Below are 26,354 nucleotides of genomic sequence, written 5' to 3'. Positions count from 1 at the left end.
CCAGGGCCGGATGATCGGGCGGAGGGTTTTGGTTACTTTTGCCCGCAAAAGTGACTCGCCCGGGAGGGCGAAACCAACGACATCAACAAAAACGCGGCAATTCGGAACAAGCCCCCCGAACAAGCACTCACACAAACTTGCCAGTCCAGTGTCAAGACTGACTTCCCCGAGATTCCGCGAAGAACCTTTTTTACCTGCGCATTCACCCGGCGCTACACACCCTGGTTCAGCCGCTCGATCAGCGCGCGCACGCCGCCTGGTAGCGCGTCCAGCTCGCGCACCAGCATGCTGCGTTCACGCACTGCCCAGGCTTCGTCCAGTTGCAGGATGGCCAACTGCATGGTGCGGCTGTGCCGGCGCGCGGCGGATTCGGGAACGATGCCGATGCCTACACCGCCCTCGATCATCCGGCAGATCGCCTCGAAGCTCGATACCTGGATGCGTAGCGCCAGGCTGGCGCCGAGCTTTTCCACCCGTTCTCGCAAGAAACTCAGCAGGGTGCTGCCTTCGTGCAGGCCGATATGCGGGTAGGCGAGGGTGTCGGCGAAGCTCACCGATTGTCGCTGCGCCAGGGCGTGGCCCAAGGGCACTGCCAGTACCAGGCGGTCGGTGCTGAAGTGCAGCACCTGCAGGCCGGGCGCCTGCACCGGGCCGGCGATAATGCCCAGGTCCGCCGCGCCATCCAGCACGCCACGCACGATGTCGCGGCTGAGGCGCTCCTGCAGGTCGACGGTGACGCCCGGGCGCTGGGCGAGAAAGCCGGCCAGCACCTCGGGAAGGAACTCGGTCACCGCCGTGGTGTTGGCGAAGATGCGGATATGCCCGGCGGCGTCGGTGCCGTATTCGGTGAACTCGCTCTTGAGGTAATCCACCTGGCGCATGATCAGCCGCGCATGCTGCAGCAGGCGCTGGCCGGCCGGGGTCAGCTCGACGCCACGGCTGTCGCGGTACAGCAGGCGGCTGCCGAGCTGGCCTTCCAGCGCCTTGATCCGTGCGCTGGCGGCGGCCGGCGAGAGGAAGGCCTTGCGCGCGCCCTGGGTCAGGCTGGGGGACTCGGCGATATGGATGAACAGGCGCAGATCGGGCAGATCGAAATGCATGGCGGCCATTTACTGAAGCGCATGTAGATCAAGAGTGGCGTTAAGCATAGCCGAACGCTGGTTCAAATAAATGCGGATTCTCTGAACGAAGGCGGCGTCGCATGCTCGGTTCACACAAGAACCGAGCTGGAACCTGCCCCATGAGTAATTCTGCTTTTTCCAATTGGATCGGTCGTCGCGAAGAGGCTCACGACCAACTCAGCCACAATCTGATCAAGCGCATTGCCGCCACCTTCGGTGAAACCACGCCAGCCCATGGCGAGGCGCTACCCCCACTGTGGCACTGGGCGTTCTTCCAGGAGCCCATCGCCGAGAACGGCTTGGGCGAGGACGGCCATCCGGCGCGCGGCGGCTTCCTGCCGCCGGCGGACAACCGCAACCGCATGTGGGCCGGTGGTCGGCTGGAGTTCATCCAGCCGCTGCGCGTGGGTGGCGAAGCCAGCCGGGTGTCGACCATCAGGCACATCGAGGAGAAGCACGGCCGCACCGGCGCGCTGCTGTTCGTCACCGTGCAGCACGACTACCTGCAGGACGGCCGACTGGCCATTCGCGAGGAGCAGGACATCGTCTACCGCGAGCCCAGCCCGCCCAAGGCCAGCAGCGGCGAGCCGATGGTAGCCGGTGATTGGCGCGAGGCAGTCACGCCGTCCAGCACTCTGCTGTTTCGCTACAGCGCGGTGACCTTCAACGGCCACCGCATCCATTACGACTGGCCCTACGTCACCGAAACCGAAGGCTACAGCGGCCTGGTGGTACACGGCCCGCTGATCGCCACCCTGAGTCTGCGCGCCTTCTGCCGCGCCAACCCGCAGGCGCGTCTGCGCCGCTTCGCCTATCGCGGCCTGCGCCCGCTGATCGCGCCACAGCCGTTCGAGGTGGGCGGGCGCATCAGTGGTGAGGGGCAGGCCGAGATGTGGGCCGGCAACGAGGCCGGCCTGGCACAACGCGCCGAGGTGCAATTCGACTGATTTTGTAGGGCGGACCGGGACGCCGGCCGCTCGTAGCCTAAGCGAACAGTCCGCCGACTGAGGTGAGCCCTAAGCGGCGTACTGCTTCGCGACGACTACATGGATGCAGGAGTTAGAGCGACGCAGGAGGCCAAAGCCGAGTACGCCCTACGTGTCATCCATGATTCCGAGGAAGACCGATGAACCCCAACAACAACGAAGAACTCAACGCCATCCGTGAAGGCGTGCGTGCCCTCTGCGCGGAATTTTCCGCCGAATATTGGCGCAAGCTCGATGAGGAGAAGGGTTTCCCGGAAGCCTTCGTCACGGCCATGACCGAGGCAGGCTGGCTGTCGGCGATGATCCCGGAAGAATACGGCGGCTCGGGTCTGGGCCTGGCCGAGGCCTCGGTGATCCTCGAGGAGGTCAATCACTGCGGCGGCAACTCCGGCACCATTCACGGGCAGATGTACAACATGTTCACCCTGCTGCGTAACGGCAGCGAGGAGCAGAAACGCTATTACCTGCCCAAGCTGGCTAGCGGCGAACTGCGCCTGCAGTCGATGGGCGTCACCGAGCCCACCACCGGCACCGACACCACCAAGATCAAGACCACCGCCGTGCGTCAGGGCGACAAGTACGTGATCAACGGCCAGAAGGTGTGGATCTCGCGCGTGCAGCACTCCGACCTGATGATCCTTCTGGCACGCACCACGCCACTGGCCGAGGTGCAGCGCAAGTCCGAGGGCATGTCGATCTTTCTGGTCGACCTGCGCGAAGCCATCGGCAACGGTCTGACCGTGCAGCCGATCGCCAACATGGTCAACCACGAGACCAACGAGCTGTTCTTCGACAACCTGGAAATCCCCGCCAGCAGCCTGATCGGCGAGGAGGGCAAGGGCTTTCGCTACATCCTCGACGGCCTCAATGCCGAGCGCACGCTGATCGCCGCCGAGTGCATCGGCGATGGTCGCTGGTTCATCGAGAAGTCCGCGCAGTACGCCCGTGATCGGGTGGTGTTCGGCCGCCCCATCGGGCAGAACCAGGGCGTGCAGTTCCCCATCGCCGAGGCGCATATCGAGATCGAGGCCGCCGACCTGATGCGCTGGCGCGCCTGCGAGGAATATGACGCCGGGCGCAACGCCGGAGCGGCAGCGAATATGGCCAAGTACCTGGCGGCCAAGGCCAGCTGGGAGGCGGCCAACGCCTGCTTGCAGACCCATGGCGGCTTCGGTTTCGCCAACGAATACGACGTCGAGCGCAAGTTCCGCGAGACCCGCCTGTACCAGGTGGCACCGATCTCCACCAACCTGATCCTGAGCTACGTGGCCGAGCATTTGCTCGAACTGCCCCGTTCCTTCTGAGGCCGCGATCATGAGCAAGCACACTCAGCAACTGGCCACCTTCCTCGCCGATCTCAGTTATGAGCAGATTCCCGAGCACGTACTGGATCGCACCGAAGACCTGTTCCTCGACTGGCTGGGCTCGGCCCTGGCCAGCGAAGGTGCAAGGCCGATCCCGCTGTTCGAGGCCTATGCGCAGAAGATGGGCCCGGCCGATGGCCCGGCGCGCATTCTGGTCAACGGCCGCGGCACCTCGGCGTACTTCGCCGCGCTGGTCAACGGCGCCTCCTCGCACCTGGTGGAGCAGGACGATCTGCACAATAGTTCGGTGCTGCACCCGGCCACCGTGGTCTTTCCGGCGGCCCTGGCCGCTGCGCAGGATCTTGGCAAGTCCGGTCGCGAGTTGCTGCTGGCCTCGGTGGCCGGCTACGAGGCGGGCATTCGCATCGGCGAATTCCTCGGCCGCTCGCATTACCGCATCTTCCACACCACGGCCACGGTCGGCACCCTGGCCGCCGCCGTGGCAGTGGGCAAGCTGCTGGACTTCGATCAGCAGCAGTTCATCCATCTGCTCGGCAACGCCGGCACTCAGGCTGCCGGGCTGTGGGAGTTCTTGCGTGACGCCGCCGACTCCAAACAGCTGCATACCGCCAAGGCGGCGGCCGACGGCCTACTCGCGGCGTACTTCACCGCGCAGGGCCTGACCGGCGCGCAGAACATTCTCGAAGGCGAGCAGGGCATGGCTGCCGGTATGTCCAGCGATGCCAATCCTGCGGCGTTGTCCGACCGTCTGGGCCGTCGCTGGGCGCTGGTGGAAACCTCGTTCAAGTTCCACGCCTCCTGCCGTCACACCCATCCGGCTGCCGACGCGCTGCTGGCGCTGATGCAGCGCGAATGCTTGCGTCACAGCGATATCGCTCAAGTGACCGCCCATGTGCACCAGGGCGCCATCGACGTGCTCGGCCGCGTGCAGGTGCCGCAGACCGTGCACCAGGCCAAGTTTTCCATGGGCACGGTGCTGGGCCTGATCGCCGTGCATGGCAAGGCGCAGCTCACCGAATTCGCCAACCTGTCGTTGACCGATACCGACGTCGCGGCCTTTCGCGACAAGGTCAGCATGCGTCTCGACCCCGAGGTGGACAACGCCTACCCGGCGCGCTGGCTGGGCCGGGTCGAGGTGGTCACCACCGATGGTCGCACCTTGCGCGGCGCCATCGACGAGCCCAAGGGCGACCCCGGCAACACCCTCAGCCGCGCCGAGCTGGAAGACAAGTTCCGTCGCCTGCTGGCGTTCGCCGGCAAGCGCAGCCGCGATGAGGCGGGTGTGCTGATCGAGCGGGTCTGGCGCCTGAGCCAGACCGATGATCTGAGCAACCTGGCCTGACGGTTCATTTCTACTTTGCGGTGGATCGGTGAAGCGCGATCCACCCTACGGATCAGGAATCTGCAGATGAACAACGCACAACCCCGGCCACTGGATGGCATCACCGTGGTCAGCCTGGAGCACGCCATCGCCGCGCCGTTCTGCACCCGCCAGCTCGCCGATCTGGGCGCGCGGGTGATCAAGGTCGAGCGCCCTGGCAGCGGCGACTTCGCCCGTGGCTACGACGAGCGGGTCAATGGCCTGGCCTCGCATTTCGTCTGGACCAACCGCTCCAAGGAAAGCCTGACCCTCGACCTCAAACAGGACGACGCCACCCAGGTGCTCGGCAGCCTGCTGGCCGATGCCGACGTGTTGGTGCAGAACCTCGCGCCGGGCGCCGCGGCGCGCATGGGCCTGTCGTTCGAAACGCTGCACGAACGCTTTCCCAGGCTGATCGTCTGCGACATCTCCGGCTATGGCGAGGGCGGCCCTTACGAGCAGAAGAAGGCCTACGACCTGCTGATCCAGAGCGAGGGCGGATTTCTCTCCGTCACCGGCGGGCCGGGCGAGGAGGAGATGGCCAAGGCCGGTTGTTCCATCGCCGATATCGCTGCCGGCATGTATGCCTACACCGGCGTGTTGTCGGCGCTGATGCTGCGCGGCAAGACTGGCGTCGGCAGCCGCGTCGACGTGTCGATGCTGGAAAGCCTGGTGGAGTGGATGAGCTACCCGCTGTACTACGCCTACGACGGCGCCACGCCGCCGCCGCGTGCTGGCGCCGCGCACTCGACCATCTATCCCTACGGCCCGTTCCCGGCTGGCGACGGCGGCACGGTAATGCTCGGCCTGCAGAACGAGCGTGAGTGGCAGGCGTTCTGCGCCAAGGTGCTGGAGCAGCCGGAACTGGCTGGTGACGAGCGCTTTTCCGCCAACTTCAAGCGTTCGGCCAACCGCGCCGAGCTGCGCGCCATCATCGTCGATGCTTTCTCGCGCCTGAACGCGGCGCAGGTCATCGAGCGCCTGGAGCTGGCGCAGATCGCCAATGCCCAGGTCAACGACATGGCCGGCGTCTGGGCGCACCCGCAACTGCAGGCACGCCAGCGCTGGCGCCAGGTCGACAGCCCCAGCGGCAGCCTGCCGGCGCTGCTGCCGCCGGGGCGCAACAGCGCCTTCGAGCCGCGCATGGACGCCATCCCCGCACTGGGTCAGCACACCGATACGCTGCTTGCCGAACTGGGTTATGCCGCCGCTGACATCCAGCGCCTGCATCAGCAGGGGGCCGTATGACTTCGACCGTAGCCCGGATGCAATCCGGGAATTTCCTGGCAGCCATCAGACCGCTCCCGGATTGCATCCGGGCTACGCCCCGTAGGGTGGACGACGCTCTTTTCGTCCACCTGCCACCTGAGTTCAAGGAGGGCAGGTCATGAGCAAGCCCATCATTCGCACTGCCCTGTTCGTGCCGGCCAGCCGCCCGGAACGCATTCCCAAGGCGCTCGCCGTCGGCGCCGACGCGGTCATCGTCGATCTGGAAGACGCCGTGCAGGAGAGCCTGAAGGTGGAGGCGCGGGGCCATCTCGATGCCTTTCTCACGGCCAACCCACAGGCCCGTCTGCTGGTGCGCATCAACGCGCCGGAGCATGCCGGGCACGGCACCGACATCGACCTCTGCGCCCACCATGCCGGTGTCATCGGCGTACTGCTGCCCAAGGTGGAAAACGCTGCCCAGGTGGCGCGTGTCGCGGCCTGCGGCAAGCCGCTGTGGCCGATCATCGAGAGTGCGGCGGGGTTGCTGGGGCTGGCGGAAATCGCTCGCGCTGAAGGCGTCGAGCGCCTGTCCTTCGGCGCCCTCGATCTGGGCCTGGATCTGGGCCTCAGCAGCGGCAGCGCGGCTGCCGAACGCATCCTCGACCAGGCCCGCTACGCCCTGCTGCTGCACTCGCGCACGGCCGGCCTGGCGGCACCGCTGGACAGCGTGTTTCCCGCCATCGAAGACCGCGAGGGCCTGGCCCGTACCGCACGTGATGCCCGTGATATGGGCTTTGACGGCTTGCTGTGCATTCACCCGACCCAGGTCGCGATCATTCACGACGCCTTGCGCCCGGCAGATGCAGAGCTGGCCTGGGCGCGCCGAGTGATTGCGGCGGCCAGCAGCGGCGCAGGGGTCTTCGTGGTCGACGGCCAGATGGTCGACGCCCCGGTGCTGGGCCGTGCCCGCCGCCTGCTGCAACGCGCGGGAGAGTCTCCCGCCTGAAAACCGGCTGGGCGATCACGTCCGGCTTCCCACCCCCCCCACGTACCGACCTACAACAACAATGAGGTAACGTCATGTTCAAACTCACCGCCAAGGCGCTGGCCTGCGCCGCCATCCTCTCCTGTGCCGGCCTGGCCCAGGCTGCCGATGAACCCATCATCATCAAGTTCTCCCATGTGGTGGCGGACAACACGCCCAAGGGCCAGGGCGCGTTGCTGTTCAAGCAACTGGCCGAGGAGCGCCTGCCGGGACGGGTGAAGGTGGAGGTCTACCCCAACTCTTCGTTGTTCGGCGATGGCAAGGAAATGGAGGCGCTGTTGCTCGGCGACGTGCAGATGCTGGCGCCATCGCTGGCCAAGTTCGAGCAGTACGCCAAGCCGGTGCAGCTCTTCGACCTGCCGTTTCTGTTCAACAACATGGCGGCGGTCGACCGCTTCCAGGCCAGCCCCGAGGGCCGTGGCCTGCTGACCTCCATGGAAGACAAGAACATCACCGGCCTGGCCTACTGGCACAACGGGCTGAAGGTGATGTCGGCCAACAAGCCGCTGCGCGACCCGGCCGATGCCCGTGGCCTGAAGTTCCGCGTGCAGGCCTCGGCGGTGCTGGAGGAGCAGTTCAAGGCGGTGCGCGCCAACCCGCGCAAGATGAGCTTCGCCGAGGTCTATCAGGGCCTGCAGACCGGCGTGGTCAACGGCACCGAGAACACCTGGTCGAACTACTACAGCCAGAAGGTGAATGAGGTGCAGAAGTACATCACCGAGTCCGATCATGGCCTGATCGACTACATGGTGATCACCAACACCCAGTTCTGGAAGGGCTTGCCGGATGATGTGCGCAGTGAACTGGAAAAGGTTATGGCCGAGGTTTCCGTAGCGGTGAACAAGCAGGCCGACGAGCTGAACCGCAGCGCCAAGCAGGACATCGCCAAGGCCGGCACCACCGAGATCATCGGGCTGACCCCGCAGCAGCGGGCCGAATGGCGCGAGGCCATGCGTCCGGTATGGAAGAAGTTCGAGCAGGACATCGGCGCTGAGCTGATTCAGGCGGCAGAGAGGTCCAATCAGGGCTGAAGGACAACCGATCGCGACCCCGCCCGGAGCTTGCTCCGGGCGTTTGCGTCTGGCTCTCAGGGCAATGCACTGAACTCGCCCAGCTTCCGAGAGTCAGTCTCTTGTCACCTGAATATTTCTAAATATGTCTGATATCGATATCGAATATTACCAACCATGATTGGGCATATCTCTGCCTAGGCAGTATTGTGCATTTCACTCACTGCCTGGGCAGGTAATAGCCGATGCCACATTTCGATCGTGAACGTTTCTCGCTGCAGCATTCCCCCGGCCATCTGATCGCCCTGATCAACCAGCTCAAGGATCGGATTCTGGAGCGTCACCTGGTGGATCACCAGATCACTGCGGCGCAGTTCAAGGTAGTGCTGCTGATCAGCCAGCAACGCGCCAGTACGCCGGCCGATCTGGTGCGCCTGCTCAACCTCGACAGCGGGGCCATGACCCGCATGCTCGATCGCCTGGAACACAAGGGCCTGCTGACCCGTGAGCGCAGCCATGCCGACCGCCGCCAGGTGCACCTGCGCCTCACCGAGGCCGGCGAGGCGCTGGGCCTGCTGGTGCCGCAGATCGCGGCGGACGCCATCAATGAGCTGACCGGCTGCCTGACACGCAGTGAACTCGACGAATTCCAACGCCTGATGAAGAAGATGCTGATGGCTGCCGACGCCTTGCCGCAGTTGCCAGGAGAATGAAGAACACCATGCCGTTGCGTACTCCCTTATCCCTGATATTCAGCGCGCTGCTGCTGGCCGCCTGTGCCTCGCAGGAGGGCCTGCACAGCCAAGGACAGGCGCTGGATGCCGAAAGCCTGCAAGGGCCGACCTTCGGCGGCACGCTGTCGCCAGCGGCCTGGCCGGCCAGTGACTGGTGGAACCGCCTGGGTGATCCACAGCTCGACGCACTGATCGACGAGGCCCTGCGCTGCAATCCGGATCTGCAGGTCGTCGACGCCCGCGCCCGTCAGGCCAATGCCGCGGTGCTGGCGGCCGATGCCCTGCGCCAGCCGACCCTGGACATCGAGGCGGGGGTGACCCGCTCACGCTCGGCGCGGGTCGACGATCCCACTGGGCAGGGCCGGCGCTATGGCACCCTGCGCAGCCTGTCGCTGGAAGGTGGCTACCACTTCGATCTGTGGGGTGGCGACCGCGCCGCCTGGGAAGCAGCCCTCGGCCGCGCCCATGCCAGCGAGGTGGATCGCCAGGGCGCGCGCCTGACCCTGGCTGCCGAGGTGACCCGCGCCTACAACGACCTGGGCCTGGCCTACGCCACTCAGGATCTGGCCGAGCAGGATCTCCAGCGCAGCCGTGACATGCTCGAACTGGGCCGCAGCCGGGTCGAAGCCGGCCTCGATAGCGAATACCAGTTGCAGCAGACCCAGAGCCTGGAGGCCGCCGCCGAAGCCAACCTGACCGCCGCCACCCAGCAGGTGCAGAGCGCACGCATTCGCCTGGCGGTGATGCTCGGCCAGGGCCCGGATCGCGGTGCCAGCTTGCCGCGCCCGCAACTGATCGCACCCAGCGCAGTGAGCCTGCCGGCCAACGTGCCGGCGGAACTGATCGGCCGTCGCCCTGACCTGGTGGCGGCACGCTGGCGCGTCGAGGCGGCCAGCCGTGATATCGAGGCCAGCAAGGCCGACTTCTATCCCAACCTCAACCTGAGCGTGGCCGCTGGTAGCAAGTCGCTGCTCGGCGATGCCATGTTCGGCGGCGCCAGCCGCTTCTTCAGTATCGCTCCGGCGCTGAGCCTGCCGATCTTCGACGGCGGTGCGCGCCGCGCAGCGCTGGCCGGGCGCAATGCCGACTACGACCTGGCCGTGGCGCAGTACAACCAGACCCTGGTCACTGCGCTGGGGGACATCGGTGACGTTATCCAGCGCATCCATTCCCTGGAACGGCAGATCGAGCAGCAGCAGCGGGCCCGCGACATTGCCCGCAGCTCCTACGACATCGCCATGCAACGTTACGCCGATGGCATCGGCAACTACCTCAATGCCCTGAGCGTCGAGCAACAACTGCTGCAGAGCGAACGCCAACTGGCCAGCCTGCAGGCCGAGCGCATCGACGCTTCGGTGCTGCTGATGCAGGCCCTCGGTGGCGGCTTCGAGGCCACCACTGTGTCATCCACTTCCGCACGCTGAGTACTCGCCATGACCGACTCTCAAGCCACTCCTGCCACCGATAACTCGGGCAAGCGCAAACGCCTGTTGCTGGGCCTCGGGGCCATCGTCGTGCTGTGCAGCGCGGCGGTCTTCGCCTACCACGAGCTATATGGCCGCTTCTACGAGGAAACCGACGACGCCTATGTCGGCGGCAACCTGGTGCAGATCACCCCACGCATCACCGGCACTGTCACCCGCATCGCCGTGGACGACGGCGACTACGTCGAGGCTGGCCAGCCACTGGTCTGGCTGGATCCGGCCGACACCGAGGTGGCGCTGCAGAGCGCCGAGGCCAACCTGGCACGCACCGTGCGCCAGGTGCGCGGGTTGTACAGCAACGTCGACAGCTACAAGGCGCAGGTGGCCTCGCGCAGGATCGACGTGCAACGCGCCCAGGCCGATTACCAACGCCGGGTGGCCTTGGCCAGCAAGGGGGCGATCTCCCGCGAGGAGCTGGCCCACGCCCGCGATACGCTGAACAGCGCGCAGAGCGCACTGGTCGCCGCCCAGCAGCAACTGGACAGCAACCAGGCCTTGGTCGACGACACCGAGGTCGCTTCCCACCCGGAGGTGAAGAGCGCCGCCGCGCAGTTGCGCCAGGCCTTCCTCAACAATGCCCGCACCACGCTGCTGGCGCCGGTCAGCGGTTACGTGGCACAGCGTTCGGTACAGGTGGGCGGCCGCATTCAGCCGGGCGCCGCACTGATGGCCGTGGTGCCACTGCATGACATCTGGGTCGACGCCAACTTCAAGGAAACCCAGTTGCGCGACATGCGCATTGGCCAGCCGGTGACCGTCGAAGCCGACCTGTACGGCGACGACGTGGTCTATCAGGGCCATGTCGAGAGCCTGGGCGTGGGCACTGGCAGTGCCTTCTCCTTGCTGCCGGCGCAGAACGCCAGCGGCAACTGGATCAAGATCGTGCAGCGCCTGCCGGTGCGCATCCAACTGGACGAAGAGGCCCTGGACAAGCATCCGCTGCGCATCGGCCTGTCGACCACGGTGACCGTCGACCTGCACGACCAGAGCGGCCCTCAGCTATCGACGCAGATGCCCAAGCAGGCGCGCTTCAGCACGGCGGTCTACGACGAGCCGCTGGCCGAGGCCGATGCGCTGATCGAACGCATCATCCACGCCAACGGGCCGCAGGTTTCGGCTGCCGAGCCGGCACGGCAGAACTGAGATGAGTGACGCCAATTTCCGCCCGGCCAGCATGTTGCTGGCCACCATCGGCATCTCCCTGGCGACCTTCATGCAGGTGCTCGACACCACCATCGCCAACGTCGCTCTGCCGACCATCTCCGGCAACCTGGGGGTCAGTGCGGAGCAGGGCACCTGGGTGATCACCTCGTTCGCCGTGTGCAACGCCATCGCCTTGCCGCTGACCGGCTGGCTGGCGCGGCGCTTCGGCGAGGTGAAGCTGTTCCTCGCCGCGGTGGTGCTGTTCGTGATCAGCTCTTTCCTCTGCGGCATCGCCCGCTCCATGCCCGAACTGGTGGTGTTCCGCGCGCTGCAGGGGCTGGTGGCCGGGCCGCTGTATCCCATGGCGCAGACGCTGCTGCTGGCGATCTTTCCCAGTGCCAAGCGCGGCATGGCCCTGGCCTTGCTGGCGATGGTCACGGTGGTGGCTCCGATCATCGGGCCGATTGCCGGAGGCTGGATCACCGACAGCTATAGCTGGCCGTGGATCTTCTTCATCAACGTGCCCATCGGCATTCTCGCCACCCTGGTGGTCTGGGCGCAGATGCGCAACCGCCCGGAGGTCACCGAGCACCAACCCATCGACTACGTCGGGCTGATGCTGCTGGTGCTCGGCGTCGGCGTGCTGCAGGTGGTGCTGGACAAGGGCAACGACCTGGACTGGTTCGAGTCTGGCTTCATTCAGATCGGCACCGCCATTTCCGTGGTCTCGCTGGTGGCCCTGGTGATCTGGGAGCTGACCGACAAGCACCCGATCATCAACCTGCGCCTGTTCATGTACCGCAACTTCACCTTCGGCACCCTGGCGCTGGTACTGGGCTATTCCGGCTTCTTCGGCATCAACCTGCTGCTGCCGCAGTGGTTGCAGACCCAGCTCGGCTACACGCCGGTCTGGGCCGGCCTGGCGGCGGCGCCCATCGGCATCCTGCCGTTGTTCCTGTCGCCGCTGGTGGGCAAGTACGCGCACAAGGTCGACCTGCGCCTGCTGTCCGGAGCCTCGTTCCTGGTGATGGGCGTCTCGTGCTTCATACGCGCCTCGTTCAACACCGAGGTGGATTACCGGCATATCGCCGAGGTGCAGGTGTTCATGGGGCTGGGCGTCGCACTGTTCTTCATGCCCACCACCAGCATCCTGCTCTCCAGCCTGCCGCCGAGGGACATCGCCGACGGTTCCGGCCTGGCCACCTTTCTGCGCGTGCTGGGGGGTAGCTTCGCCTCGTCGCTGACCACCTGGATCTGGCACCGCCGGGAGATTTACCACCACGCGCAACTGACCGAGCACATCACGGCCTACGACCCGACCACCCAGCACTATCTCGAGCAGCTTGGCGGCGCTTCGCAGTCGGCCTATGCGCAGATCGACCGGGTGGTGGAAAGCCAGGCCTACATGCTCTCCACGGTGGACTACTTCACCCTGCTGGGCTGGCTGTTCCTCGGCCTGATCCTGATCATCTGGCTGGCCAAACCGCCGTTCTCGGCCAAGGGCGCGGAGGCGGGCGGCGGGCATTGAGCAAGGCGTTCGCGTCTCAGCCTTGCGCGTCGCGCATCCACTTGGGTTTGGGGTAGCGACGATCGGCCTTGCCGGCTTTGAGGATGGCGCCGGGCACCTCGTGGCCGATCAGGCCGGGCAGAGTGGCAGCCGCGTCGAGCAGGGCATCCAGGTTGACGCCGGTATCCAGGCCCATGCGCTGGAACATGTGCACCAGATCCTCGGTGCAGATATTGCCGCTGGCGCCCGGTGCATAAGGGCAGCCGCCGAGGCCGCCGAGGGAGGCGTCGAAGCGCTCGATACCGGCATTCAGCGCCGCCAGGGCATTGGCCAGGCCCATGCCACGGGTGTTGTGAAAGTGTGCGGTGAACACCGCTTCAGGCCAGCGCTGCAGTGATTCGCGGCAGATGCGCTCGACCTGCGCCGGGTCGGCCATGCCGGTGGTGTCGCACAGGGTCACGCCCTGCACGCCGATCTCCAGCAGGCGCTCGGTCAGTTCATGCACGCGCGCCTCGGGCACTTCACCCTCGAAGGGGCAGCCGAAGGTGGTCGACAGCGAGGCGTTGATAAATACGCCGCTGCCGCGCGTCACCTCGATGATCTCGCGAAACTGCGCCAGCGATTGCTCTGGCGTCATGCGCAGGTTGGCCAGACCGTGGGTATCGCTGGCCGACATCACCAGGTTGATCTCGTCCACTTCGCACGACAGCGCCCGCTCGCAGCCCTTCACGTTGGGCACCAGCACGGTGTATTCGACGCCCGCCACGCGCTGGATGCCGCGCATCACCTCTTCGGCATCGCGCAGGTTGGGGATGGCCTTGGGCGAGGTGAAGGAAGTGACTTCGATCTTCGCCAGGCCGGTATGGGACAGGCGGTCGATCAGGGCGATCTTGTCCTCGGTGGGTACGAAGGTGGCTTCGATCTGGAAGCCGTCGCGGGTGGCGACGTCCTGGATATAGAGGCGTTTGTTCATGGGTAATCCTTGGGGGAGCTGCAAGCCGCAAGCTTCAAGCTGCAAGTAAAAGCTTGTAGCGGTAGGGTGCGCTGTGCGCACCGGCTTGGGTTCTGGTGCGCACGGCGCACCCTACGGGCTTGGGGACGCTGCAAGCCACAAGCTCCAAGCTGCAAGTAAAAGCCGAAGCCGCTTGCTTGTAGCTTGCCGCTTGAAGCTTGCAGCTGCTGTTAGATGATTCCGCGCTCGCGCAGGCCGGCGACCTGTTCCGCGCTCAGGCCAAGCCCGGCGAGGATATCGTCGTTGTGCTCGCCCAGTTGCGGGCCGCCGCTGCCGATGCGGCCTGGTGTGCGGCTGAGTTTGGGCAGCACGCCCGGCACCTTGAGCGGGCCGACGCTGGTCTGTACCTGCTCGATCATCTGCCGCGCCAGGTAGTGCGGGTCCTGCACGATATCGGCGGCGGTGTAGGGGTAGCCGGCCGGTACGCGGGCGCCCTTGAGCGCTTCGATCACTTCGTCACGGCCTCGCTGGGCGGTCCATTCGGCGATGGCGCCGTCGATCAGTTCGGCATGCTGGCTACGGCCATCGTTTTGCGCCAGGCGTGGGTCGTTGCCCAGGTCATCACGGCCGATCAGGCTCATCAGGCGCTTGTAGATGCTGTCGCCATTGCCGGCGATCAGCACGTAGCTGCCGTCCTTGCAGGGGTAGGAGTTGGACGGGGTGATGCCGGGCAGGGCGCTGCCGGCCGGCTCGCGGATGTAGCCGAAGGCGTCGTATTCGGGGATCAGGCTTTCCATCATGGCGAATACCGACTCGTACAGCGCCACGTCGATTTCCTGGCCTTCACCGCTGCGCGCCCGCTCCTGCAGGGCCAGCAGCACGCCGATCACGCCGTACAGCGAGGACAACGAGTCGCCGATGCTGATGCCCACGCGCACGGGCGCCTGGCCGGGGTAGCCGGAAAGGTGGCGCAGGCCGCCCATGGCTTCGCCGATCACGCCGAAGCCGGGCAGGTCGCGGTAGGGGCCGGTCTGCCCGTAGCCGGAGATGCGCAGCATGATCAGCCGCGGGTTGATCGCCTTCAGCGCCTCGTAGCCCAGGCCCCAGCCTTCCAGCGTGCCGGGGCGGAAGTTCTCCACCAGCACGTCGGCCTCGGCCACCAGCTTGCGCACGATGTTCTGGGCTTCGGCCTGCTTCAGGTCGAGGGTCAGCGAGCGCTTGTTGCGCGACTGTACGTGCCACCAGAGCGAGGTGCCGTCCTTGATCTTGCGCCATTTGCGCAGCGGGTCGCCGACGCCCGGCGGCTCGATCTTGATCACGTCGGCGCCGAATTCGCCGAGCAGCTTGCTGGCGAAGGGACCGGCGATGAGCTGGCCCATCTCGATCACCTTGAGCCCCTGCAGGGCCATGTTGCTGGTGTTGCTCTGAGTCATGGCTGCACCTGATTTGCCTGTGCGTTTTTCATGGTGCGCAGGATGGCGCAGCACAGCGGCGGCGACAATCGTGCGGTGGACAATTGAGCGTTACTGGCGGAGCACTCTCGCTTTGCTCATGAGGACTTTCTTGACGTATTCATGGCGCTGTTGAATTGGCTCGGCCTGCGTCAGACATGGCTTCGCGACCATGGTCTTAGCCTGGTAAGACCATGGTCGAATGGCCTCACGAAGGGTCGGGGGATACAAAAGGCAGCATAGAAAAACAACTAACTCGCCGAGGTGATTCCATGAGTGCTGCGTCCCTTTACCCTGTACGCCCCGAGGTGGCCGCGCGAACCCTGACCGACGAGGCCACCTACAAGGCCATGTACCAGCAGTCGGTGGTCAACCCCGAGGGCTTCTGGCGCGAGCAGGGCAAACGCATCGACTGGATCAAGCCCTACACCAAGGTCAAGCAGACCTCCTTCGACGATCACCACGTCGACATCAAGTGGTACGCCGACGGCACCCTGAACGTCTCCTACAACTGCCTCGACCGTCATCTGGAAGAGCGCGGCGATCAGATCGCCATCATCTGGGAAGGCGATGACCCGTCCGAGCACCGGGAAATCACCTACCGCGAGCTGCACGAGCAGGTGTGCAAGTTCGCCAACGCCCTGCGTGGTCAGGACATTCACCGCGGCGACGTGGTGACCATCTACATGCCGATGATTCCCGAAGCAGCGGTGGCCATGCTGGCCTGTGCCCGTATCGGCGCCATCCACTCGGTGGTGTTCGGTGGCTTCTCCCCGGAAGCGCTGGCCGGCCGCATCATCGATTGCCAATCGAAAGTGGTGATCACCGCCGACGAGGGTGTGCGTGGTGGCAAGAAGGTGGCGCTGAAGGCCAACGTCGATGACGCCCTGACCAACCCGGAAACCCACAGCGTGCAGAAGGTCATCGTGGTCCAGCGCACCGGGTCCGAGATCAAGTGGAACCAGCATCGCGACATCTGGTACGAAGACCTGATGAAGGTCGCCGGCAGCGTCTGCGCACCCAAGGAAATGGGCGCCGAGGAAGCCCTGTTCATCCTCTACACCTCCGGCTCCACCGGCAAGCCCAAGGGTGTGCTGCACACCACCGGCGGCTACCTGGTGTACGCCTCGCTGACCCATGAGCGCGTATTCGATTACCGCCCGGGCGAAGTCTTCTGGTGCACCGCCGACATCGGCTGGGTCACCGGCCACACCTACCTGATCTACGGGCCGCTGGCCAACGGCGCCACCACCGTCATGTTCGAGGGCGTACCGAACTACCCGGACGTGACCCGCGTGGCCAAGATCGTCGACAAGCACAAGGTCAACATCCTCTATACCGCCCCGACCGCCATTCGCGCCATGATGGCCGAGGGCAAGGCTGCGGTGGCTGGTGCCGACGGCTCCAGCCTGCGCCTGCTCGGTTCGGTGGGCGAGCCGATCAACCCGGAAGCCTGGCAGTGGTACTACGAGAACGTCGGCCAGAGCCGTTGCCCGATCGTCGACACCTGGTGGCAGACCGAAACCGGCGCCTGCCTGATGACCCCGCTGCCGGGTGCCCATGCCATGAAACCGGGCTCTGCCGCACGGCCGTTCTTCGGCGTACAGCCGGCGCTGGTGGACAACCTGGGCAACATCATCGAAGGGCCGGCCGAAGGCAACCTGGTGATCATCGATTCCTGGCCGGGCCAGGCGCGTACCCTGTTCGGTGACCACGACCGCTTCGTCGACACCTACTTCAAGACCTTCAAGGGCATGTACTTCACCGGCGACGGCGCGCGCCGCGACGAAGACGGCTACTGGTGGATCACCGGTCGCGTCGACGACGTGCTCAACGTCTCCGGCCACCGCATGGGCACCGCCGAGGTGGAGAGTGCCATGGTCGCCCACCCGAAAGTGGCCGAGGCTGCCGTGGTTGGCGTGCCGCACGACATCAAGGGGCAAGGCATCTACGTCTACGTCACCCTGAATGCTGGCGAGGAAGCTTCCGAGCAACTGCGTCAGGAACTGAAGAACTGGGTACGCAAGGAGATCGGCCCGATCGCCACGCCGGACGTGATCCAGTGGGCGCCCGGCCTGCCCAAGACCCGCTCGGGCAAGATCATGCGGCGTATCCTGCGCAAGATCGCCACCGCCGAATACGATGCGCTCGGCGACATCTCCACCCTGGCCGACCCAGGCGTGGTGCAACACCTCATCGACACCCACAAGCAGATGCAAGCGGCCTGCGCCTGATCGGCAACGGCACCTCAAAAACCCCGCCCGGCCAGAAGCCCGGCGGGGTTTCTTTTTATTGGCCGTCTGGCTTGGACGTGAATTTGTAATCTTAGGATTATCTTCTTTGTGCATGGTAGCAATGTGCTATCAATGGTGCGGCTCCATCCTGCTCCAATGCCTTGTGATGTCGAGCCCTGGCTCTTGGCTCGATGTATCCGAGTGCCCTCCAATTTCCTCAAGACCGAGGTTCTCATGTTTGCCAGTCTTAGCATTTCCCAGAAGCTATATGCGGGTTTTGGTGTTGTATTACTGGTTATCCTGATCTTGGTGCTGTCCACCTGGCGTGGTTTCGACCAGGTCGATCGCACGGTCAGGCTCAATATCCATACCTATGCTGTGATCAATGAATCGGACGATTTGCTGGCCAGCTTGATCAATATCGAAACTGGCGCGCGTGGCTTCATCATCACCGGGCGTGACCCGTTTCTCGGCCCGCTGGATGTCGGTGAAAAGAACTTCCAGGCTTATCTCGCCCAGTTGCGTCAGCTCACCAGTGATAACCCGGCTCAGATGCGTCGTCTCGGTGAGCTGCAAGTGCTGCACGATCAGTGGATGAACGACGACATCAAGACCAGCCTCGATTTGCGCCGCCAGGTGTTGGCTGGTAAGCAGACTTTCGACTCTCTGATCGAGTGGTTGGCGGCCGGCGCCGCCAAAATCAAGATGGATGCCATGCGCCAGATCATCGGTGAGATGCAGAGCGAAGAGCGTGCCTTGCTGGAGCAGCGCACCGCCTCCATGAACGCTGCCAAGTCCCTGTCGCTGACCATCCTGCTGGTGGGTGGGCTGATTGCCACGCTGCTGGCCATGAGCGTGGCTTTCGTGATGTCGCGCAGCATCTCCAGGCGTCTGCAGCAGGCGGTCGAGGTTGCGCGCAGGATCGCCGAAGGTCGGCTCGACTCCAGCATCGAGCGCGCTGGTCACGACGAGATCGGCGTGCTGCTCGATGCCTTTGCCACCATGCAGGAGCGCCTGCGCGAGATGATCGGACAGATTCGCGCCGGGGCCGGGCAACTGGTGGCTTCGGCGCAGAGCATTTCCAGCGCCTCGAGTCAGCTGTCGGTTTCCGCGCAGGAGCAGTCGCAGGCCGCGTCGAGCATGGCGGCGACGGTCGAGGAACTGACCGTGAGCATCAACCACGTGGCCGACAACGCCAACGAGGCCCACTCACTGTCCAGTGAGTCGGGGCACCAGTCGGCCGAAGGCGGGGCGGTGATCCAGGAGACGCTGGGCAGCATGCAGCGTATCGCCGATACCGTGCAGGGGGCGGCGGCGCAGATTGCCGAGCTGGGTCAGCATTCGGATCAGATTTCCTCCATCGTCAACGTGATCAAGGATATTGCCGACCAGACCAACCTGCTGGCGCTCAACGCGGCCATCGAAGCGGCGCGGGCCGGCGAGCAGGGTCGCGGTTTTGCCGTGGTGGCCGACGAGGTGCGCCTGCTGGCGCAGCGCACGGCGAACTCCACCCAGGAGATCACCGAGATGATCAAGAAGATCCAGAGCGGCACGCGCAATGCCGTGAGCAACATGGAAGTGGGCGTGGAACAGGTCAATGGCGGTTTGGTGCAGGCCGGTCAGGCGGGCGACGCCATCGTCAGCATCCGCACGGCCTCCGAACGTGTCGTCGGGGTGGTCGATCAGATTTCCCTGGCTTTGCGCGAGCAGACCGTCGCCAGCCAGGACGTGGCACGCAATGTCGAGCGCATCGCGCAGATGTCGGTGGAAAACAGCGAAGCGGTCAGCGATACCTCACGCACGGCGCATGAACTGCAGCAGTTGGCCGTTTCTCTGGAAAAAACTGTTGCGCTGTTTCGCTTTTGACTAGTCTGATGGCGGTGCGTTGTTCATGTTTGCACGAGGAGTGGGGCATGCAGATCCAGACAGAAAACCGCACCACCTTCCCCCGACCCTTTCGCGCCCTGGGCTGTGCCGAATGTCGTAACGCCAAGGCGCTGGGCTTCGACTTCACCATGGCCTTCCAGCTCATACTCGATGTGCAGGAGCAGCGCCCCTTCGCATACGAGGCGCTGGTGCGCGGCACCCGGGGTGAAGGCGCGCGCGAGGTGCTGGCAAGGGTCAACGAGAGCAATCGCTACCGCTTCGACCAGGCTTGCCGGGTCAAGGCCATCGAGCAGGCCACCCAGCTCGGTTTGCTCGACATTCCCGACTGCCTGCTCAGCATCAACTTTCTGCCCAATGCGGTATATCGCCCCGAAACTTGCATCCGCGCGACCCTGGAAGCCGCCACGCGCTTCGGTTTTCCCCAGGAGCGGCTGATGTTCGAGGTGACCGAGGGCGAGCAGATACACGATGCCGACCACCTCAAGCGGATTTTCGCCGAGTACAACAAGCAAGGTTTCGCCACGGCCATCGACGATTTCGGTGCCGGCTATTCGGGGCTCAACCTGCTGGCCGAATTCCAGCCCGACATTCTCAAGCTGGATATGGCCCTGACCCGCGGCATCGACAAGGACGCGGTGCGCCAGGCCATCGTCGCCGGTATCCTGCTGGTGGCGCAGCGCCTGGGCATTCGCATCGTTGCCGAGGGCATCGAAACCGCCGGTGAGCGCGATGCCCTGCTCGATCTGGGCATTCGCTACATGCAGGGGTACTTCTTCGCCAGGCCGCAGATCGACAGGCTTTGCCTGCCTTGAGGCAGTAACGAAAAACGCCCTGATGATCAGGGCGTTTTAGTGTGTATGTCGAGCCGAGGTTTCAGAGCGCGCCGAACACCTTCTTCGCCAGGCTGGTGGCGGCAGCGGCCGGGTTCTGGCGAATGCTGGCTTCCTGCTTGGCGATCATCTCGAACAGACCATTGAGCGCCTGCTCGGTGACGTAGCCTTCGGCCGTGGCGTTCTTCGCATCGACCACGCCGAAGCTGGCCGCCTGGCCGGCGAAGGCGTTGTACTGCTGGGCCAGGCCGACCTTGTCGGTGGCCTGCTTGACGATGGGCAGGAACTTGGCGCGAATCTGTTCGCGGCTGCTCTTGTTCAGGTACTGGGTGGCGGAATCCTGCGGGCCGGCGAGAATCGCCTTGGCATCGGCCACGGTCATCTTCTTCACGGCATCGACCAGCAATGCCTGAGCCTGTGGCACGGCGGCTTCGGCGGCCTTGTTCATGCTCGCTTCGAGCTGTTCTACCTGGGCGCCCATGCCCATCATCTTCATGGTCTTGGCGGCCTTGCCGAGCTTGCCGGGCAGCTCGATGCGCACCTCCGGGTTGTTGCTGAAACCACCGGGCGTACCCAGTTGCTTGACCGCCACCTGGGCGCCCTGGATCAGCGCATCCTTGAGGCCGCCACTGGCGTCCTGCTGGCTGAGGTCGGCGAGGGACAGGGCGAAGACGTTGGCCGAGAGCAGCAGGCCGGCGGCTAAGGTGGTGAGGCGCAGCATGTTGGTGTTCCTTGCGTCGGGGGAATGTTTCGAGCTTAACAGGCTGTTGGGAAACTGGCTGCGTTGGTGCTGCAGGCTTGCAGGGTTCTTTGTGAAAGGGCGGGGAAGTTGGGGTTGATACTGGGCTGGCAAGTTTGGGTGAGTGCTTGTTGCTTGTTGCTTGTTGCTTGTTGCTTGTTCGGGTTCTTGTTCCGGATTGCCGCGTTTTTGCTGATGTTCGCGGAATCTCGGGAAAATCAGTATTGACACCGGACTGGCAATACGGTGTTAGTTGTTCTTGTGTCTGTTCCGAATTGCCGCGTTTTTGCTGATGTTTTTGGTTTCGCCCTCCCGGGCGAGTCACTTTTGGGGCAAAAGTAACCAAAACCTCCGCCCTTTCATCCGGCCCTGGCTGCGCCAGGGTTCGTTCGCTCCATCGCCGCTCCAGAGGCCCGCCGCGGTGGGCCATCCCTGGCCCATCGTGGCTTTCGCGGCATCCATGCCGCTCAACCTCTTCCACGACGATTCCGCTCACCCTCCTGGGCGGGCTCTGCACGCGCCTGAACGTTAGGTAACCCAGAAGTAGTGCGGAGTGCTTGAACATGAGGTCAGCCGTAGGGCTGACCGGGATGCCGGCTGAAAGCCGGCAAGCTCTCCAGGCGAATGAAACTACGCGAATGAAAGTATTGGTTTAACTCGATAGCCACATCGCTACTTCACAACTACCAGAACACGCCGGGTATATCTCCGGAAAAAATGTACGTTCAGGCGCGCAAATGCCCCCTTCAGGAGGCCGAACGTAGGCATTGCGCAGGGGGCGAGTGGCATGGATGCCACGAGAGGCGTAATGGGCCAGGGATGGCCCATGTACGCCGACCCCGGAGCGGTGCCGGAGTGAGGGGAGTCGAGCGCAGCGAGACCCGGATGGCGGGGGTGCGTTTCTTTTGCTTACTTTTCTTTGCGCATTTCAAAGAAAAGTGAGTCGCCCGAGGGGGCGAAACAAGGAGTTTCCGAACACACCGTAGCGGCGTCCAGAACACCAAAAAACACAAATTTGCCAGTCCGGTATCAAACAAGCGATCCCCCGAAAATACTCATTCTCACCTCATGCCCTCAGCCAGCCGATAGCCGTGGATGGGCAGCGCGCGCGGCGATGGCTATGATCAGAACCATGAATTCCCCATTACCATTGCGTAATCCCTGCCCACCAGGCGCCTGTGACTGCCAGCGCGATGAGCTGCTGGACGTGCCGGGCGCCGACACGCGTGTGTTGCTGCTGACCCGCAATGAGGAGCAGCGCCTGCTCGAGCGCCTGGAAAACCTGCAAAGCCTGGAAGACCTGCAGCGCATGCAGCAGCGCATGTTCGAGCAACTGGGCATTCGTCTGCATATCGAGCCGAGCCATGGCGAGGTGCGCAGCATGCGCGGCATTCACATGCGCTTCGAGGCGCATCCGGGGCTATGCCGCAAGACCCGGCAGAGCATTCCGGCGGCGATCCGCCGGGCCATGGAGAAAAAGCCGGAAATCGCCTGGCGTCTGCTGGATTCCTTCGACCTGTTCGGTGGCCTGTAGCGGCTATTACCAGGGCAGGGGCTGCCCATCGTAGGCGTGGAAGCTGCCGCTGTGCTCGGGCCCCAGGCTGTCGATCACCTGCAGCATCTCGGCTGCGGCCAGTTCGGCGGGGCGCGCGGCAGCGGCGCCACGGAAGGGTTGCGACAGCGGTGAGATCACCGTGCCGGGATGCAGGCTGAGCAGACGCGCCTTGGGCTTGCTGCGCGCCAATTCGATGGCGGCGGTCTTGATCAGCATGTTCAGGGCGGCCTTGGAGGCGCGGTAGGCGTACCAGCCACCCAGGCGGTTGTCGCCGATGCTGCCGACCTTGGCCGAAAGCAGAGCCATGGCGCCCTGTTTGTCGAGCAGCGGCAGGAAGTGGCGCAGCACCAGCGCCGGGCCCAGGGCATTGACTTGGAACACCGCCTGCAAGGCATCGGCTTCGATGGCATTGAGGCTCTTCTCCGGGGCGATGCCCGGGCGATGCAGCAGCCCGGCCGTGTGCAGAATGAGTTGATAGGGGCCGTCATCGGCCAGTGCTGCAGCCGCATCGGCGATGCTGGCCGGGTCTTCCAGATCGAGTGCTGGTACGCTGCCACGGCTCAGCTCACGCACGCTGGCGCAATTGCCATCGCCACGCAGCAACTGGCAGAAGGCCTGGCCAAGGGTGCCGCTGGCGCCGATCACCAGCGCCTTGTAACCATTGCCCAGGCTGCTCAGGGTCATGGCTGGGCGGCGCCACGGCGGAAGAACAGGGTGACCTGGCCGAGCTCGACGCCGAACTTGCTCATTACCGAACGGTTGATCATGGTGTCGTCGTCCATCAGGTACATCCAGTCATCGAAATGGACGACATAGGTGCTGTCATCCACCGGCAGGTTGAGGTAGTAGCGCCAGTGCAGGGCATTGCCGGCCACTTCGCCGATGGCCTCGCCGACCACATCGCCGGCGGTGCCGATCCAGCGCCCGCTTTCATCCGGGGTCAGCGTCCAGACCCGGCGCTGGCGGGTGCCGTCGCTATACAGGAAGCGCTCGTCGAGGATCAGCTTGTCGCCATCGCGGCGGCTGTTGATGTCGACATGGAAGCGTTTGATCACCTCCCCGGAGCGATCTTGGAACATGCCCCAGGCCTGTACCGGCCCGGAGAAGAAGCTGGGCAGATCCAGTACGGGTTTCTCGTTGGCGTAGCGTTCCACCGGAACCTGGCCACAACTGATCAGCAACAGGCTGGTCAGCACAATCACAAGCGCTTTCATGAGCTACCTCAAGGGTTGCGGCCGAGCAGCGCCGCACGCAGTTTCGGGCTGCGGGTCTGCGGATCGAGCCAGATGGAAAAGAAGGCACGGGCGAAGACCGGATCGTCGATGACGTGTTGCAGCTTGCCGTCGACGTAAAACTGGCAACCTTTGCCCGGTAGATACACACCCGTGATGCGCGTGCCATCGCGAACATCGACGAAGGCCTGGCGCATCTCTTCTGCCCACTGGGCTTCGCGCCCGCCCTGCAGGGCCTTGGCATCGATGCGACGAATCTCGTCGAGGCTGGTTTCCACCAGGGTCTCGCGGCTGATGTTGCGGCGGTAGGTCAGTTCCAGCGCGAAGGGCTGGTCGAACTTCACCGGCCGCGATGGGCTCCACAGCTTGGCGTTGTAGACCGAGAAGCCGAACCAGGTGAAGTCACCACTGCCGACCAGTTCGGCCTGTGGCAGTTGTTCGCGCCAGCCGTTCTGGGTATTGGCCTGCGCCGCACAGGCCAGTGCCAGAGCGAGCACCGAGGCCGAACACAGACGCGCTAGCAGCGTCGTCATGAGCCATCCCTCCGCGGGTGGTGGCCGTGACCCGTTGTGGTCACGACCCTGGAATAAAAAAATCCGACAACCAAAAGGGGAGTGGTGGGTTGCCGGATTGCGCAGCTTGTTCTCAGGCGGCGAACTCCTCGTCGGAGAAGGCCATCAGGGTTTCCTTGCCGGCCTTGATCTCGGCCAGCAGGGTGCCGGCCTCCGGGAGGATGCGTGCCATGAAGAAGTCGGCGGACTTGATCTTGGCGTTGTAGAAGTGGGTCTCGGAACTGTCGGCATCGAGTTGCCGGCGCGCCACCTGGGCCATACGCGCCCACAGCCAGGCCAGGCTGGTGAGGCCGAACAGGCGCAGGTAGGGCGTGGCGGCCGCAGCGGCCTGCTCGGGATCCTTGCTGCCTTCGCTGGCCAGCCACAGGGTGGCTTGCTGGAGTTGCTTGACCGCCTGGGTCACCTCAGCAGCATGCGGCGCCTCGGCGTTGCGCTTGAGCCAGTCGTCGACCAGGGCGAAGAAGGCGCGCACCGCGCGGCCACCGCCCAGGGCCAGCTTGCGGCCCACCAGGTCGAGGGCCTGGATGCCGTTGGTGCCTTCGTAGATACGGGTGATCCGGCAGTCACGCACCAGTTGCTCGATACCCCAGTCTTCGGTGAAGCCGGAGCCGCCGAGCACCTGCAGGCCTTCGTTGGCACAGGCGAAGCCCTCGTCGGTGAGGAAGGCCTTGACCACCGGGGTGAGCAGTTGCACCAGGTCATCGGCACGGCTTCGTGCTTCGGCATCCTCGGCACCGTGGGCGATGTCCTGTTGCAGGCCAGCGAAATAGGCGAGGGCGCGGCAGCCTTCGATCATCACCTTCTGCCGCAGCAGCATGCGCCTGACGTCCGGGTGCACCAGGATCGGGTCGGCAGGTTTGTCGGGCGCTTTCGGCCCGGCGATGGAACGACTCTGCAGGCGCTCGCGGGCGAAGCCCAGGGCAATCTGGTAGGCACTTTCGGCCACGCCGAGGCCCTGCATGCCAACCATCAGGCGCGCCGAGTTCATCATGGTGAACATGCAACTCAGGCCCTTGTTCGGTTCGCCGATCAACCAGCCCTGGGCGCCCTCGAAGTTCATCACGCAGGTGGCCGAGCCCTTGATGCCCATCTTGTGCTCCAGGCCGCCACAAAAGGCCTGGTTGCGGCTGCCGTCGTCGAGGAACTTGGGCACCAGGAACAGCGAGATGCCCTTCACGCTGTCCGGCGCATCCGGCAACTTGGCCAGCACCAGGTGGACGATGTTGTCCACCAGATCGTGCTCGCCGTTGGTGATCCAGATCTTGGTGCCGCTCAGCGCGTAGCTGCCGTCGGCTTGCGGCGCGGCGCGGGTGCGGATCAGGCTGAGGTCGGTGCCGCACTGTGGCTCGGTGAGGCACATGGTGCCGGTCCACTCGCCGCTGATCAGGCGCGGCAGGTGCTTCTCCTGCAACTCGGGCGTGCCATGGCTGGTCAGGGCATTGATGGCGCCATGGGTCAGGCCGGGATACATGCCCAGCGCCAGGTTGGCCGAGCAGGTCATCTCCTCCACCAGCATGTTCAGCACATGGGGCAGCCCCTGGCCACCGAACTGCGGCGGGCAGGCCAGTGCCGTCCAGCCCCCTTCGGCGAATTGCTTGTAGGCCGCCTTGAAGCCCTCCGGGGTGCGCACGGAGTGGGTGTCCGGGTCGTACTGGCAACCCTGCTTGTCACCAGGGCCATTGAGCGGTGCCAGCACGTTCTCGGCCAGTTTGGCTGCCTCTTCGAGAATCGCGCCGCCCAGGTCGGCGCTGAACTCACGTTGCTCGGGCAGTGCTTGCAGCACGTTGTAAGCGTCGAGCAGTTCCTCGAAGACGAAACGCATGTCACGGAGCGGAGCGTGGTAAGACGGCATGGCTGTTTACCCTAAGCTGTACAAGATTATGTGCATGTACAGTTTTTGTAGAGTTATTTGGGTCGTATTGCAAGCCCTTTTGCTTGGGAATCGAGGGTGACCGATGAGTCAGTCCGATTCTTCTCC

At 64.5% G+C, this 26,354-nt stretch carries 22 protein-coding genes and 1 pseudogene; 15 read left to right on the top strand and 8 right to left on the bottom strand.

The genetic code is table 11. The features are described 5' to 3' along the window. Positions 1-212: 212 nt before the first annotated feature. Entirely contained in the window at positions 213-1,100 is an 888-nt protein-coding gene (locus tag ACSVIK_RS09745) for a LysR family transcriptional regulator (RefSeq protein WP_442444145.1), read from the bottom strand. Between the two features lie 140 nt (positions 1,101-1,240). Here ACSVIK_RS09745 and ACSVIK_RS09740 point away from each other — a divergent pair, with 140 nt between their 5' ends. The 10 genes from ACSVIK_RS09740 (at position 1,241) to ACSVIK_RS09695 (ending at position 12,945) form a co-directional block, all read left to right on the top strand. Further along, positions 1,241-2,068 (top strand): FAS1-like dehydratase domain-containing protein, encoded by an 828-nt coding sequence (locus tag ACSVIK_RS09740; RefSeq protein WP_442444144.1) that lies wholly within the window; start codon positions 1,241-1,243, stop codon positions 2,066-2,068. A gap of 179 nt (positions 2,069-2,247) precedes the next feature. Beyond that, positions 2,248-3,411 (top strand): acyl-CoA dehydrogenase family protein, encoded by a 1,164-nt coding sequence (locus ACSVIK_RS09735; RefSeq protein WP_442444143.1) that lies wholly within the window; start codon positions 2,248-2,250, stop codon positions 3,409-3,411. A 10-nt stretch (positions 3,412-3,421) separates the two neighbouring features. After that, positions 3,422-4,774 carry an MmgE/PrpD family protein gene (locus ACSVIK_RS09730; RefSeq protein ID WP_442444142.1) on the top strand — a complete coding sequence of 451 codons (1,353 nt, stop codon included), beginning with the start codon at positions 3,422-3,424 and terminating at the stop codon, positions 4,772-4,774. Positions 4,775-4,840: 66 nt separating this feature from the next. Further along, on the top strand, positions 4,841-6,040 hold the full coding sequence (locus tag ACSVIK_RS09725; RefSeq protein WP_442444141.1) for a CaiB/BaiF CoA transferase family protein: 1,200 nt from the start codon (positions 4,841-4,843) through the stop codon (positions 6,038-6,040). Positions 6,041-6,179: 139 nt separating this feature from the next. Then, positions 6,180-7,007 carry an HpcH/HpaI aldolase/citrate lyase family protein gene (locus tag ACSVIK_RS09720; RefSeq protein ID WP_442444140.1) on the top strand — a complete coding sequence of 276 codons (828 nt, stop codon included), beginning with the start codon at positions 6,180-6,182 and terminating at the stop codon, positions 7,005-7,007. Between the two features lie 74 nt (positions 7,008-7,081). Then, the gene (locus tag ACSVIK_RS09715; RefSeq protein ID WP_442444139.1) at positions 7,082-8,077 is read left to right on the top strand and encodes a TRAP transporter substrate-binding protein; all 996 of its coding nucleotides are present in this window, start codon (positions 7,082-7,084) and stop codon (positions 8,075-8,077) included. Between the two features lie 224 nt (positions 8,078-8,301). Beyond that, positions 8,302-8,769, top strand: coding sequence for a MarR family winged helix-turn-helix transcriptional regulator (locus tag ACSVIK_RS09710; protein ID WP_442444138.1), 468 nt, complete (start codon positions 8,302-8,304; stop codon positions 8,767-8,769). 8 nt (positions 8,770-8,777) lie between these two features. Further along, complete coding sequence (locus ACSVIK_RS09705; protein ID WP_442444137.1) at positions 8,778-10,214, top strand: efflux transporter outer membrane subunit; 1,437 nt, start codon at positions 8,778-8,780, stop codon at positions 10,212-10,214. A gap of 9 nt (positions 10,215-10,223) precedes the next feature. Further along, on the top strand, positions 10,224-11,417 hold the full coding sequence (locus ACSVIK_RS09700) for an efflux RND transporter periplasmic adaptor subunit (RefSeq protein ID WP_442444136.1): 1,194 nt from the start codon (positions 10,224-10,226) through the stop codon (positions 11,415-11,417). A 1-nt stretch (position 11,418) separates the two neighbouring features. Beyond that, positions 11,419-12,945, top strand: a complete 1,527-nt coding sequence (locus tag ACSVIK_RS09695) for a DHA2 family efflux MFS transporter permease subunit (RefSeq protein ID WP_442444135.1) — start codon at positions 11,419-11,421, stop codon at positions 12,943-12,945. Positions 12,946-12,961: 16 nt separating this feature from the next. Here ACSVIK_RS09695 and ACSVIK_RS09690 read toward each other — a convergent pair whose 3' ends face one another. Beyond that, entirely contained in the window at positions 12,962-13,897 is a 936-nt protein-coding gene (locus tag ACSVIK_RS09690) for a hydroxymethylglutaryl-CoA lyase (RefSeq protein ID WP_442444134.1), read from the bottom strand. A gap of 209 nt (positions 13,898-14,106) precedes the next feature. Next, complete coding sequence (locus ACSVIK_RS09685; protein WP_442444133.1) at positions 14,107-15,309, bottom strand: CaiB/BaiF CoA transferase family protein; 1,203 nt, start codon at positions 15,307-15,309, stop codon at positions 14,107-14,109. 290 nt (positions 15,310-15,599) lie between these two features. Here ACSVIK_RS09685 and acs point away from each other — a divergent pair, with 290 nt between their 5' ends. From acs to ACSVIK_RS09665, 4 genes and pseudogenes are all read left to right on the top strand, one after another. Continuing rightward, positions 15,600-17,561, top strand: a complete 1,962-nt coding sequence (gene acs / locus ACSVIK_RS09680) for an acetate--CoA ligase (protein WP_442444132.1) — start codon at positions 15,600-15,602, stop codon at positions 17,559-17,561. A gap of 132 nt (positions 17,562-17,693) precedes the next feature. After that, positions 17,694-18,572, top strand: a pseudogene (locus tag ACSVIK_RS09675) (CHASE3 domain-containing protein); the annotation flags it as partial. Next, positions 18,564-19,427, top strand: a complete 864-nt coding sequence (locus ACSVIK_RS09670; protein WP_442444147.1) for a methyl-accepting chemotaxis protein — start codon at positions 18,564-18,566, stop codon at positions 19,425-19,427. The pseudogene ACSVIK_RS09675 and the gene ACSVIK_RS09670, both read left to right, overlap by 9 nt. A gap of 47 nt (positions 19,428-19,474) precedes the next feature. Beyond that, complete coding sequence (locus tag ACSVIK_RS09665; protein ID WP_442444131.1) at positions 19,475-20,260, top strand: EAL domain-containing protein; 786 nt, start codon at positions 19,475-19,477, stop codon at positions 20,258-20,260. Between the two features lie 61 nt (positions 20,261-20,321). Here ACSVIK_RS09665 and ACSVIK_RS09660 read toward each other — a convergent pair whose 3' ends face one another. Beyond that, positions 20,322-20,999: a DUF4197 domain-containing protein gene (locus tag ACSVIK_RS09660; protein ID WP_442444130.1), complete on the bottom strand. Its 678-nt coding sequence runs from the start codon at positions 20,997-20,999 to the stop codon at positions 20,322-20,324. Positions 21,000-22,149: 1,150 nt separating this feature from the next. On the opposite strand from ACSVIK_RS09660, the gene ACSVIK_RS09655 reads away from it, so the two are divergent. Continuing rightward, the gene (locus ACSVIK_RS09655; RefSeq protein WP_442444129.1) at positions 22,150-22,551 is read left to right on the top strand and encodes a hypothetical protein; all 402 of its coding nucleotides are present in this window, start codon (positions 22,150-22,152) and stop codon (positions 22,549-22,551) included. A gap of 6 nt (positions 22,552-22,557) precedes the next feature. Here the strand turns inward: ACSVIK_RS09655 and ACSVIK_RS09650 are convergent, their stop codons facing one another. The 4 genes from ACSVIK_RS09650 to ACSVIK_RS09635 all read right to left on the bottom strand — a co-directional run bounded on the left by ACSVIK_RS09650 (position 22,558) and on the right by ACSVIK_RS09635 (position 26,228). Then, a complete protein-coding gene (locus ACSVIK_RS09650; RefSeq protein ID WP_442444128.1) occupies positions 22,558-23,256 on the bottom strand; it encodes an SDR family NAD(P)-dependent oxidoreductase in 699 nt (232 codons plus the stop codon). Next, entirely contained in the window at positions 23,253-23,786 is a 534-nt protein-coding gene (locus ACSVIK_RS09645) for a DUF3833 domain-containing protein (protein ID WP_442444127.1), read from the bottom strand. The genes ACSVIK_RS09650 and ACSVIK_RS09645 overlap by 4 nt, the downstream gene beginning before the upstream one ends. 8 nt (positions 23,787-23,794) lie before the next feature. Further along, positions 23,795-24,337, bottom strand: coding sequence for a chalcone isomerase family protein (locus tag ACSVIK_RS09640; protein WP_442444126.1), 543 nt, complete (start codon positions 24,335-24,337; stop codon positions 23,795-23,797). Positions 24,338-24,449: 112 nt separating this feature from the next. Beyond that, positions 24,450-26,228 (bottom strand): acyl-CoA dehydrogenase C-terminal domain-containing protein, encoded by a 1,779-nt coding sequence (locus ACSVIK_RS09635; protein ID WP_442444125.1) that lies wholly within the window; start codon positions 26,226-26,228, stop codon positions 24,450-24,452. Positions 26,229-26,354: the final 126 nt, after the last annotated feature.

Source organism: Pseudomonas sp. NCHU5216 (assembly GCF_052156495.1).
Classification (GTDB): domain Bacteria; phylum Pseudomonadota; class Gammaproteobacteria; order Pseudomonadales; family Pseudomonadaceae; genus Aquipseudomonas.
The sequence above is the reverse complement of the archived record's forward strand: the minus strand, read 5'-3'. Positions and strand labels throughout refer to the sequence as shown.